The sequence below is a fragment of the Mycoplasmopsis gallinacea genome (genome assembly GCF_012220205.1).
GTDB classification, from domain to species: domain Bacteria; phylum Bacillota_I; class Bacilli_A; order Mycoplasmatales; family Metamycoplasmataceae; genus Mycoplasmopsis; species Mycoplasmopsis gallinacea_A.
In genome coordinates, this window is record NZ_CP047225.1 from 239523 (window position 1) to 252499 (window position 12977).

Genomic DNA, 12977 nt, shown 5'->3' on the forward strand with positions numbered 1-12977 from the left:
GCATTAACCAATAAATTGGTTAATTTTTTTACCATATTATTCACAAAATAGGAAAAAAAGAATAAAATAAAAAAATAAATAGAAAAAGAGGAAAATTATTATGAAATGAAAAAATAAAATCAATTTTTTAGCCACAGCTGCAATTGCAACTACACTTTTTTCACTTTCCTCTTACAGAATGACAAATCAAAACTATGACAGAAACGAAATTAGTTCTGTTGATATCACTAAGACAAGATTAAACTTCAATGATTGAATGAAATATGTGGATGGTAGAAAACCACTTAGTCACCTTTCAATTCCTGGAACACATGATTCAGCTATGTTTAGTGGAAGTGGTATTAAATGATTTTTTGGACAAGCTTGAGCAAAAACTCAAAGTCGTGACTTTACACAACAACTTAAAGAAGGGATAAGGTTTTTTGACATTCGAATTTCTTCTGATATGTGAATAAATCATGGTGGAGCCTATTCAAATTCAACTTTTGAACAATATATCAGTCAAATGGCTAGTTTTTTATCTAACTATCCATCAGAAACTATAATCATTAGAGTTAAAGATGAAAATGAAAATATATCTAGAATGTCTGAAAAGAATCGAAAAGAATGAGCGAATAAAATAGAAACTGTTTGAAATAGATTTAATAGATTTTTATTTAAAAACGAAACAGGAAACTCTTCGATAAACCCCACACTAGATCAACTGCGTGGAAAAATGTTTATTATAAACAATATGCATCATTTAGTTGTCGATAAAGATAAACGTTATGGTACATATTGAAGAGCTCCAAATATGATTATTCAAGATGAATATGAAACTGAAGAAAATATAAAACTTAATCTTATTAATATAGTTATGGACGAAAGCAATCGTGGGGATTATAAAAATTGGTTACACATCAACTTTACAACTCGTTCTAAAGGCGGTAGTAGACCTTACCAAACAGCTCCACCTATTAATCAAAAAGTTTATGAAAAATTCAATAGAGAAACTAATTTATTAAGAACTGGTATTTCGGTTTTTGATCATCCAAGTGATGCTCTTATTGAAAAAATTATCAAGACTAATTACACCTATACTCAAGCCGAACTAGAAAACACCGAATGATTCCCTGTTAAAACTCTTTCATTTTTAAATAACATAAATGAAGGTGAAGAGTTTCTTATTTACAATGGTGATTCTAATGGTTTTCAAGGTGAAGCTACAGTTATAAGTGAAGGCTCTAATCAAGAAACTAAATACAATTTAGTTTTTGATCACACAAATCATAAAGTGTCCTTAGATGGTTATGTATTCCGCAAAAATGATCAAATTACTTTAAATTACTATATGAAAACTGAAGATAATATTTACTACAAAGGTCTTCAATACAACAAAGGATCATTTAGTTTTAGAGTAAGAGAAAACGAAGCATTTACAAGACTCATTCAAACAACTGAAAATGCAACAAATTTATTAATTTCTCAATTAAGAGAAAAAGGTCTTGGGGATTCTTCTGTTGAAATTAAATTTTTAAAGACTAAATTTTTAGATTCAATCAGTTCAATAAAAGCCATTAGATTGCCAATTAGAGAAAATGCTTTAAAACTCAAATCTCTTTCTGATTTTATAGCGAATAATAAAGATAAATGATTAGAAATAATTGATAAGAAAAAAGATGTAAAAACTAAACTTGATCAAACTAGTTCTTTATTAATTTCTGGAGATTATTTAGATTCAACTCCTGTCCAAACCTTATTGGGTCAAATTTCAAGATTTGAAAATGGATATAATGAAATTTTTGAAAACAGTGTTTATAACAACAATTTCTTTGATTCAATTTATGATGCAGTAAATCTTTTAACTAAAAAAGTAGAAGCTTACAATGAAGTTGTAATTGATAATCTTTCAACTGGAAAAACAGAAATAGAATCTTCTTTAAATTCACAAAGTCAATATCAATGAGGGAAAGAGCAATATTTAAAATTTATTAATGATAAAAAAACTTTAATTAATGAACAAATAAGTAGCATTATTAATGATATTTCTTTAAGTGCAATTGATCCACACAAAGAAAGCGCGATTTCGTTTAATAATGAAATTAAGGTGTATCGCGAATTTTGAAAAGCAAATAGCAGGTTACTTGAACAAAAATTAAATCAGGCAACTAATTTAGCTCAATCTCAGAAAAATAAACTTGAAAACCAATATATTTCCGTTTTAAATTCAATGGATCAAGTTTTAGTCAATAATTTAATTAATGAAATTGACCAACTTAACACCTACACTAAAAAAGCTCAAGATTCAATTTCTCAAAATAATACTTTTATTAATTCTGACAATTTCAGGCACTCACAAGAAAGTAAACGAAATAGATATAATGAATTAATATCAATATTGGTTAATAATTTTAGTTCTCAAAATCCGCAATATTTAGGTTTAAACACCACAAATTTAATTAGTACAGTTAATGAAATAGAATCAATTAAAACTGACATCAATACTCACTGAACAAATATTCAAGAGTATAAAAATCACCAAAAAACTTACATCCTTAATAACTTGCCTAATTTACCTAAATTTAAGTTAAATAGTTATGCAGTTCAAATAGAAAACAGTTATGATAACTCTGCAATTGATGAGATTGTGAATAATGCAAAAACCAAAAATAATCTTAATGAAATTGAAACCTTACTTAACTCTAAACAATATTTAAATAGTGCTCAAAAAGAAAGTTTCAGGACTTTATTACTTGCTTCTGAATCTCAAGACAGTTACAACACTACTTCACTTGAACTTGAACAACTTGAATCATTAATGAATCAAGCTTCATCTTTATGAGAACAAAATATTAACTACAAACAAAACCCTAATTACACAGAAGCAAGTTCATCGCTTCAATCTAATTTTTCTCTTGTTTATAATGCTTTAAAAAATATCTTTGTAGATAACAAAAATGCTAATCATATAGCAAAAAGTGTTTCAGGAGTTATTGAGAACTTTGAAAAAGCAAAAAGAGAATTAAATGGACAAGAAGTTTTAAATAATAAAAAAGCAGAAGTGTCCAGTTTTCTAGAAAGATCAATTTTATTTAATGAAACTAAAGCTTTATTTAAACAATTTATAAGTTCTTCTAATAGTGTTAATAGTTTAAATAACATTGATAATCAAATTAATGAATTCTTGTTGAGCTATCAAAAACTTCAAAACATTTCTTCTGCAAATTCACACATATACAACGTGCTTGCAGACTCATTTAAAAATTTAAATACTGATAACTTTGATAAATATAAAGTGTTGTTCAAAAACATCAATGACACTTCTGATTTTATAAATAAATTTAAAGAAATTTTAGTTTCACTTAAAAAAGCTCAAAACAATTTCTCTGAAATTTCAAATCATAGTGAATTAAAAAATGAATTCTTTAATTTTGTAAATCAAATCGATTCACTTCTTGCATCTTCACATAAAATTGATCAAGATTTAATTAATTCAACGACACAGCAAATTAGTACTTTTGTGACTAATTTACAGATCAAAGAAGCTAGAATGAACTTTGAAAATGAGTTAAATTTACTTAACGAATTTAAAAATCAATTAGTTAACTCTAAAGGTGAATCAAATCCGGTTGTTATGAAAATCAATAATAAAATTAGTGAATTTAATAACAATGTTGCTTCAAACACAAAAGAAGTTTATGAAAATCAAATTCCACTTGTCAAAAGCTTTTTGACACAAATGCAGCTTGAAAATAGCTTAAATGATCTTGATAGAACAATTACTAAAGCTCAAGAATTTATTAATAATAATCAAAACCAAACAAATGAATCAATTAACAATTTAAGAGCTTTAGTTGCTGAAATTGATTCTCAAAAATCTTCATATAACTCTTTTGAAACAGTTGAACAAAAAAATGAATACCTAAAAAGTAGCATCGAACAAACAAGAAGAGATGTTGCTTTTACTAAGTATCAAAACTTAAAAGAAAAAGTTGATGTTTCACTTGTAAATTTCAAAGATAAATATGCTAATAATTCTGAAGCAACTTTTGTCACTGAACTAGAACAATTCTTAGCTGATATAGACTTAAAAATTCAAAACAACCCTTCGATTGAGCAAATTATTTCTAATACCAATTTACTTAATCAAAAGTACAATTGAGCATTAGAGCAAGACATTTTACTTACTCAAAAAGGCGATGAAAAAAACAAAAACTTATCAATTTTAAACCTTTTAATCAGCAAAAATGAAGAGCTTCTTGCTCAAATGAAAACCTTTAGCAACTTAAATTCAAATTCTTCTACATATGAGTCAAACATTAATAATATTAAAAATAATTTATCTAGCGCATCTAATGAAGATCTTAAGCAATATATAAATGATTTAAATGTTCAGTATGCTTCAAATGAAATATTCATTTTAACTGAAATAATTGACCAATGAATCCAAAAATTGAGTGATAAAGAAATAAGCCTTACTTCTAAATTCACACAAGAAGATGCTATTGTTAAAAAAATAAGTTCAAAAATTGCTAACTTAAATAATTTAAAATCAAATTCAAATAAAGAAGAAATTTCAAATGCTTTAGATGTTCTCCCGACATTTGAGACTGAAATTAATAATTTGGAAAACGCTAAAGATCAAGCTTTAAGCAACTTTAATCAAGAACTTTTAGCGATTGAAAAACTAGCAGAGAAAATTAATCCAAACAACAACTTTATTAGCGAGCAGTTAGTTTCTCTTCACGGAAAATTCACTGATCTTAAAAACAAAGTAAAAGTTAAAGATGAATTAGAAATTACAAGAGAAATTTCTAATTTACAAAATTGAAAAGCTAATGTATCCCTTCTTATAAAACAATCTAGCTTACAGAAAACTCTAAATAAAGTAAATGAACAATTGCACTTGATTTCATCACAATACACAAATATTGAAATGTTTGTCTCTGAAATTAGAGAAAAATTAGAACAGATTGCATCTAGCTCATTTGTTATTAATGTCAAAGAAAACTTAATTGATGAAAATAATTTAAAAGTAGTGAATTTAATTAGTGAAATCCAAAACAAAAGATTGCATCTTGAAGCTCAAAGAATCAAAAATGAAGCTTTAAATAAATTTGAAGTTGAGCAAGAAAAAACTCTTGCACTTCTTGAACAATATAGAATTAAATTCCCTTATTTAAATAATTATCAAAATCAACTTTCAGAGCTTCTTTCACAAATTAATTCAGAGCTTCCTGGATATTCGGGTGAAGCGCTTCTTGCAAAAGCGCAAGAATTAAAAAACGAAAATGATAAGCACAATGAAATTCAAATTAAAGAAGCTTTTAGAATTCAAAAAGAAAGAGCTAATGACATTTTAGAAAAACTTAAAACAGTTTCATATAATGCTTCTGATTTAAAAGATATTTATAATCAAAGTGTAAATACTACTAATTTATCAATAACTAAAACTAAAGAATTAACTAATTCCCTAGATAATTTAAGCACTAAATATGAGTCTGTTTATAAAGAATTAATTGCGAATAATGCTAAAAAACAAAGACAATTAAAAGTTGATGAAATTAAGCAAAAAATGCAAGAATTAGATCAAGTTATTTCAAATAACGAGATATATAGCTCACTTGTAAATGATGCACAATCACAAAATAATCAACTTCAGAATTGAAATTATGAACCTTTAAATGATTCAACTTTTGAAGAAGAATATAGAAATTGACAAACTGTTTTTGAACAATTAGAAGACAAGAAAACTCAAATACATGCTGAGCATCAAAAACAAGTTCAAAAAGCAAAAGAAAGATTAAATGCTGTTTTAAATGAGTTTCAAGATATCTTTACTTCTCACAATACAAGTGTTGAAGATGAAATTAAAAAACCTTTTATTGTTTACTTTAAACAAGTAAATCTAATTAAAGATCAAATTTCGCTAAATAAATTAGAAACAGAAATTGAAACCGCAAAAGAAAGATTAAATGAACTAAAAGATAAAATTGAATCTAGAAAAGTTTTAGAAAAAGAAGTTTCTGCATTAATTAATAAAATTAATCAACAATGATTTAGTAACAATAACTTTGTTGATTTAGATCGATACAAACAAAATTTCCGTGATTTTGCAACTCTAAATTACCAAAATATGCAAAAAGAAAGGCTTCAAGAAATTAAAACTGCTTTAATTTCATTTGAAAATTCTAATAGCAATAAAATAAATTCAATTATCACGTTTAGAAAAAGACTAGATGCTGATTTTAGATTGAATTTAAGTGAAGTAGATACTCTTTTAGAACATCTTTTAGGATTTGAAAACTCTCCATTAATTGATAGCTTTAAAAAGTATGCAAATGATTTAAAAACAATTGATGTGTCGAAATTAACAAACCAACAATTTAACGAATTAAACGTTATGGTTAAAAAAGAAATTGACAAAATTTATAATAACTTTACTAATAATAATGAAGCTAATAAACTTAAATTAATTAGCACAAATAAAGAGTTAATTAAAGGTGATAATTTATCTGAGTTCCAAAAAGAAAAATTCTCAGAAATTAACTCACCACAAAATGAGTTTATAAATATCCAAAAATTAAACAGTGATATAAATGCTGTGAATCATGCGATTAGCAACTTACAAACTGATTCGTTAAATGATAAACAAATTGAATCCGAGAAAGAAAAAGCATCTCAAATTATTGATGCTGAAAAAGCTCAACAATTTACCCAAGAAAACAAAGATTTAAATAATTCAATGAAACAATTAAGAAAAGAATTAAGACTTCTTGATCAAAAAGTCCAAAATGGGAATTTAAATTCAACTGATCTTAAAAAATACCAATCTCTTAAAGGTGAAATTAACCTTGAACAAAATATGGATAACAATCAAGTTAAAGAAAAAATTAGAAAAATTAACCTATTTAAAGAACAATTAGGAATTGTTTCTCAAAATAGCTCTTCTACTTCAAAAAGTAATGCGCTAGCAATAACATTATCTGTTGTTTTAGGCTTACTTGTTCCTTTTGCTGGAGTTGGTCTTTTCTTCCTTAACAAAAAATTCGGATGAATTAAATTTAAAAATAGTAATTAAAAAAACGAATACACTTAAAAATAAGTGATATTCGTTTTTTTATTTCTCTTTAATAAGATAAAAGTTCTTTTTGCCCACATTTAAAAATGCATATTTATTTTGGTATTCTGGAGAGTTTAAAATAAACTCTTCATTAATTGCTTCTCCATTGACTTTAATAGCTTTATTTTGAAGAAACTCTCTAGCTTCTCTTTTTGAGGATACAATTTTTTCAGCAACTAATTGCTCAAATAAACTTTCGCCAAAGTGTAAATTAACTACTTTTAAATTATCTTCAAGTTCACTTAATTGATCAAGTGAAAGTGATTTTAAATCAATGTTTTTATTAAATAAAACTTCGCTTGTTAATTGAGCTTTTTGAACTTCTTTTTCACCATGTAAATCTTTAATAATTTCAAATGCCAATACTTTTTGAGCACTTCTTTGTGCTGGATTTTCTTTATGTTTTGTAATAACTACTTCAATTTCTTCGATTGAAAGGAATGTTAATCATTTAAGTAATTTCTCAACTTCTGAATCAGGTTGATTTAATAAAAATTGATACATATCATATGGTTTTGTAGCTTGTTTATCGATTCACAAGTTTCCACCACCAGTTGATTTTCCAAATTTAACACCATTTGAGTCGGTTAATAAATTAATTGTAAGACCTACAGCTTGGTGCTCATCACTAGTTTCTTTTGAAATAATTTCAAGTCCTGTTGTAATATTACCTCATTGATCTGAGCCACCAAATTGAACTTTAACATTGTTATTTTTATAAAGTTGGTAAAAGTCTCATCCTTGGATTAATTGGTAAGCAAATTCAGTAAAGCTAAGTCCATTTTCAATTCTAGAAGCTACTGAATCTTTGTTAATCATATAACTAATATTTACAAGTTTTCCCACATCTCTTAAAAAGTGTAAAATGTTCATTTCTTTGTAAAATTCATAATTATCAACTACAGTAAGTCCAAATCTTTCAAGTTGTTCACGGATTTTGTTTTTGTTTCTTTGAAGTGTTTCTTCATCTAAAAGTGAACGTTCTGAATTTCTAAATGAAGGGTCTCCAATCATTCCAGTTGCTCCTCCAAGAACAGCTACTGCGTTTCAACCAAGTTTTTTAAAACGTAATAAGTTGGCAATTTGAATGTAATTTCCAAGGTGAAGGCTTTCTGCTGTCGGATCAAATCCACAGTAAACTCCGTCGTTTTCTTTTAAATTTTTAAATTTATATTCATTAGAGATTTGTTTTAAAATACCTCTATTTCTTAGTTCATTTAAAATTTCTTGCATTAGATTACAAAATCCTTTCCAATTTGCTCATTAGTACCGAAAATGAGACCTTCTCCTTCAAGACCTAATGTTTTATAACCTGTAAGCATTCCTTCACTTTCAACATCCATAAGTTTACCAAGCACAACCGAATCACCTTTAAAAGTAAATGAACCAGGTTTTGCCATTACTAAAACTTTACCTTCAGTTGACTCTAAGGTGTTAGTTACAATTTGAATATCTCTAATTCCGTCAAAAACTGTAAGAATGAAAAGTTTTTCACTTTTTGGATGAACTTCTCTTTTTTGATTTGAACATATACAAATTTTGGATCATTATTAATTTTTAATCCGTTTTCGCTTGCACATTGCTCTAAAAAACTTGCTTCTTCATCATTTAAAGAAAAAAGCAAATGATTGTTTGAGTTAGCAAAATGTTTGTTAAAAACATTAATTGAATTAACATTATTTTCTTCATCAACAAAGAAAACCATATTGTTTTTTTCATCGATAATTTTTTTATTATTTTTGACTCTAGAATCAACAAAAACAACGCTATATTCTTGTGAATTTATCATTAAATTATTGGCTATTAACATAGTTTAATTTTATCAAATTTCAAATATAATAAGAGATATGAAAAACACTATAATAATTCTTGATTCATCATCTGGGCTTGATGCTCAAAAAGCTAAAGAAATCGGATTTGAATTCTTACCATTACAAGTAGATATTGATGGTACAACATATAAAGATGGTATCGATATTAAATCTGATAATCTTTTTAATATTTTTACACTTGATTCAAAGGTTGCAAAAACCAGTTCAACACCACTAGGGTATATTCAGAATCTATTTGAAAAACTTAGTAACGAATATGAAAATGTAGTTTATTTTCCAATTTCTACACATCTTTCTAGCCAATATAAAATTGCTAAGAATTTAGAGAGTGAAATTAAAAACTTGCATGTTATTGAATCTCAAGACATTGCTTGTTTAATTACAATTAAAGCGTTTCGTTTAAAAGCGCTTCTTGAACAAGGAATGAACACAAAGCAAGCTGTTGCAGAAGTTCAAAAATGAGATGAAAACTTTGATGTTACTTTAATCCCTAAATATAATGATTATTTAGTTAAAGGTGGAAGATTACACCCTGCTGCTGCTGCTCTTGCTAAACTTTTTAAAATTGTTCCTCTTATCAAATTCGAAAAAGGACAACTTCTTAAAGAAGGTAAGGGAAGAGTATTTTTAAAAGCAGTTTTTAATTCAATTGATGATAAAGCTTCAAAAGTTGATAATCTTAAAGATTATGATTTTATTTTACTTCATTCAAATAACTCAGAAATAAGTAAAGTAAAACAGTACATTCAAGAAAAATATAATTTAGATGTTTATACAGGAAATATCCCTTCTGTTGTTTCAATCCACACTGGCCCAGAAGCTATCGTTGTAATTTTAACTAAAAAGATTGCTCCTGAAGTTAAAGCAGTTTTATAATGAAATTTGAAAAAACCTACACAATTAATACAATTGAACAATGAGAAGAGATTTTAAACGAAATTTTTCCTTTGATTCAGAAAACTCAAACTATTTTATTAGATGGTAATTTAGGAGCTGGAAAAAACAACTTTTGTAAAAATGCTTGGTAAAAAAATTGGCATTAAACAAAACATTACTTCTCCTTCATTTTCATATATGAAAGATTATCCAGGATTAATTCATATTGATTTATATAACTACAAAGGTGATCTAGAAGAATTTGAGGATTATTTTGAAGGAAATATCGTTGCAATTGAATGAGCTTCTTTAAAAAAAATCGATAGCTACTTTGATAGCTATATTCAAATACTTATAAATAATGATAATAATATTCGTCAAGTGATAGTTAAGGAGAAATAATGAATCTTTTTTTAGATACAGCAACTGAAGATTTTTGCTTAATTTTATTTGACGATAATTTCAATGTAATTGATAATGTTTTTATCGACGCTCAAAAGAAAAAAGTGGACTTAATTATTTCTTCAACTGAACAAATATTAGCTAAAAACAGTCTTAAAATTCAGGATATAAAGGGTTTATATACAAATATTGGCCCTGGTTTTTTTACCGGAATTAGAAGTTCATTTATTTACTTTAGAACCATTGCTTTAATGCTTAAAACTCACTTTTTTGTTACTAACTCATTTGCTTTGTTGCAAAAACAATTTCCCGAGGCTTCAGAGTTATATTTAGATGCTCAAGGTAAAAAAATGTACTTTTTAAAACCAAGCCAAAACATTAATTCTATAGATGTTTTTGACTCAATTAACGTAGTTGATTTGGATTTAAGTAAGATTCAAAAAATTGATTTTCAAAAACTTACTCAAAACTTTGTTTCTTACAAAGATTGCTTTAAAGAAACTGATCCAATGTCAGTAGAACCTCAATATGTTAAAAAACCTCAAATAGGAGGTAATTAATGAGAATTATCGCTATCGAAACTTCACACGATGATACTTCAATTGCAATTTTAGAAGATGGTCAAATTATTGATATGTGAAGTATTTCGCAAATTGATATTTTTAAAGAATTTGGCGGAACTATTCCAGAAATATCTTCAAGAGAGCATGTTAAAAATATCTCACTTATTCAGCAAGCTATTTTAACTAAATATTCAAATTTAGAAGTAGATTATGTTGCTTACACTAAAGAACCAGGATTAATTGGTACGCTTCAAATTGGTAAATTATTCGCTTCTGCATTAGCGCTTTGTTTAAACGTTCCTTTATTGCCTATAAATCACTTACACGGACATTTATTATCAGGTTCAATTAACCAAGAAATCACTTTCCCTGCTCTTTGTCTTCTAGTTTCTGGTGGGCATACTCAACTTATTTGGGCTACTGATGTAGATAGTTTTAAAATCATTGGAGAAACTTTGGATGATGCCGTCGGTGAAGCTTTTGATAAAGTAGCTGTTAAATGTAATTTAGGTTTTCCTGGTGGTCCAATTATTGACCAAATATCTGCTAATTATAGTGGCGAATATATTAATTTTACAAAACCTAAAACAGATAATGAATTTGATTTTTCATTTAGTGGATTAAAAGCGCAAGTTCTTCAATATATCAATACTCACAATATGAAAAATATTCCTATTAATCCAGTTCAAATTGCTGCTAGCTTCCAAAAAACCGCAGTAGATTATTTAATTGAAAAAACAACTTTAGCTATTGAAAATCTTAAACCTGCTTCAATTATTTTAGGTGGCGGAGTAAGTGCTAACAAAGAATTAAGAAAAAGGTTTTTAAAACTTCATCCAAAAGCAATCATTCCAGAATTAAAATATGCAACTGATAATGGAGCTATGATTGCACAAGCTGCATATTTGCAATTAAAAAGAAATAAAAATGACTAAAAACTAGTTGATATGACTTGAAATTTTGGTTTTTGCTTTATGTTATTTTGGAATTTTTTTCATAAATTTAATTGTTTTTTAATTTTAAAACTAATTATAAATAGATAATTATGAATTTGCTATATAGGAATTTTAATGTAAAAAACAACTAATAGATCTAAAATATAGATTTATTAGTTGTTTTCATTTTTAAAAGTATCAAAGTAAATAGTAAAATTTCGTTATTAATTATTTCTGGTTAAATATTATCTCATTTAGATTTATATTTATTTTTTGAAGTTCATAAATATGAATTTTATTTTCTAATAAGAAATCATTAAATACTTTCTCTTGATATTCATTTAGTTTGTAAAAAATAAAATTATCTTTTAAATGAAACGAAACATTATTTAAAGTAAGAAAGTCGATAATTAATGAATTATTATTTGTGTTTATTTTTCTATCATAAGAAAGATTATTGATTTTATCTTCTATCGAAGTAGTTTCAATAATTTTCCCACCTTTTATAAAAGTGTAACTATCAATATAAAGTTGAAGTTCTGAAATAATGTGGCTTGAAATCAAAATAGTTTTTCCTTCTTTATTTAATTGTTGCAAGATAGAGAAGAATTCATTTCTAGCACTAGGGTCTAAATTAGCAGCTGGTTCATCTAAAATAAGTAGTTCTGGATTATGAATAAGTGCTTGAATAAGCATTATTTTCTTTTTTTGACCAGAAGACATATAGTAGGGGCTTTTATCTAATTCTTTAAGATCAAATTCTAGTTTATTACAAATGTTTGTAATTCTTGTTTTCATATCTTCTTTGGGTAATTTTTTATTTGAAATTTGCCCCATTGAGGTAAGAAAATCTCATGAATTAATGTTTTTAGGGAAAATTGCAACTTCTGGAATATATCCAATAAACTTTTTGGATTCTTTGTTTTTTGAGTCGATCCCATTGATAGTTATTTTTCCACCATAAGAATTATAAAAACCTAAAATTGAGCGAAATGTAGTGGTTTTTCCTGCACCATTATCACCTACAAAACCGTGAAATTGACCTTTTTTTAGTTTGAAATTAATTTTATCTAATACCCTTTTATATTCACCTTGTGAGTTAATAAAAAACTTAGTTAAATTATTAATTGAAAGCACTATATTTTGATTATCATTAATAATTGTTTCTTCGCTAATTTTTTTGATTTCTTTACGAATAAAGATTAAAGATTTAAGGTGCTTAAAAAGTTTAAATTTATTAAGAATTTTTGATTTCATAATTAAGTTT

At 26.4% G+C, this 12977-nt stretch carries 10 protein-coding genes; 6 read left to right on the top strand and 4 right to left on the bottom strand.

The annotated features are described in order from the left end of the window. Positions 1-100 precede the first annotated feature (100 nt). A complete protein-coding gene (locus tag GOQ20_RS00960) occupies positions 101-7060 on the top strand; it encodes a hypothetical protein (RefSeq protein ID WP_167845050.1) in 6960 nt (2319 codons plus the stop codon). Between the two features lie 39 nt (positions 7061-7099). Here the strand turns inward: GOQ20_RS00960 and tyrS are convergent, their stop codons facing one another. The 3 genes from tyrS to GOQ20_RS04640 are packed head-to-tail and all read right to left on the bottom strand — an operon-like array spanning position 7100 to position 8912. Next, the gene (tyrS, locus tag GOQ20_RS00965) at positions 7100-8335 is read right to left on the bottom strand and encodes a tyrosine--tRNA ligase (protein WP_167845051.1); all 1236 of its coding nucleotides are present in this window, start codon (positions 8333-8335) and stop codon (positions 7100-7102) included. After that, positions 8335-8640: a hypothetical protein gene (locus GOQ20_RS04635; RefSeq protein WP_318028591.1), complete on the bottom strand. Its 306-nt coding sequence runs from the start codon at positions 8638-8640 to the stop codon at positions 8335-8337. Before GOQ20_RS04635 ends, tyrS begins: the two co-directional genes overlap by 1 nt. Then, the gene (locus GOQ20_RS04640; RefSeq protein WP_233091229.1) at positions 8541-8912 is read right to left on the bottom strand and encodes a hypothetical protein; all 372 of its coding nucleotides are present in this window, start codon (positions 8910-8912) and stop codon (positions 8541-8543) included. The genes GOQ20_RS04635 and GOQ20_RS04640 overlap by 100 nt, the downstream gene beginning before the upstream one ends. 37 nt (positions 8913-8949) lie before the next feature. Here GOQ20_RS04640 and GOQ20_RS00975 point away from each other — a divergent pair, with 37 nt between their 5' ends. Genes GOQ20_RS00975 through tsaD form a run of 5 tightly spaced genes read left to right on the top strand, consistent with a single transcriptional unit; the run spans position 8950 to position 11710 of the window. Beyond that, on the top strand, positions 8950-9810 hold the full coding sequence (locus GOQ20_RS00975; RefSeq protein WP_167845052.1) for a DegV family protein: 861 nt from the start codon (positions 8950-8952) through the stop codon (positions 9808-9810). Further along, positions 9810-9962 (top strand): hypothetical protein, encoded by a 153-nt coding sequence (locus tag GOQ20_RS04645; RefSeq protein WP_233091230.1) that lies wholly within the window; start codon positions 9810-9812, stop codon positions 9960-9962. Before GOQ20_RS00975 ends, GOQ20_RS04645 begins: the two co-directional genes overlap by 1 nt. Next, positions 9952-10212, top strand: a complete 261-nt coding sequence (locus GOQ20_RS04650; RefSeq protein WP_233091231.1) for a tRNA (adenosine(37)-N6)-threonylcarbamoyltransferase complex ATPase subunit type 1 TsaE — start codon at positions 9952-9954, stop codon at positions 10210-10212. The genes GOQ20_RS04645 and GOQ20_RS04650 overlap by 11 nt, the downstream gene beginning before the upstream one ends. After that, positions 10212-10772, top strand: coding sequence for a tRNA (adenosine(37)-N6)-threonylcarbamoyltransferase complex dimerization subunit type 1 TsaB (tsaB, locus tag GOQ20_RS00985; protein ID WP_167845053.1), 561 nt, complete (start codon positions 10212-10214; stop codon positions 10770-10772). The genes GOQ20_RS04650 and tsaB overlap by 1 nt, the downstream gene beginning before the upstream one ends. Further along, on the top strand, positions 10772-11710 hold the full coding sequence (gene tsaD, locus GOQ20_RS00990) for a tRNA (adenosine(37)-N6)-threonylcarbamoyltransferase complex transferase subunit TsaD (RefSeq protein WP_167845054.1): 939 nt from the start codon (positions 10772-10774) through the stop codon (positions 11708-11710). Before tsaB ends, tsaD begins: the two co-directional genes overlap by 1 nt. Before the next feature lie 228 nt (positions 11711-11938). On the opposite strand, the gene GOQ20_RS00995 is transcribed toward tsaD, so the two are convergent. Continuing rightward, on the bottom strand, positions 11939-12967 hold the full coding sequence (locus GOQ20_RS00995) for an ABC transporter ATP-binding protein (protein WP_233091232.1): 1029 nt from the start codon (positions 12965-12967) through the stop codon (positions 11939-11941). Between the last annotated feature and the right edge of the window lie 10 nt (positions 12968-12977).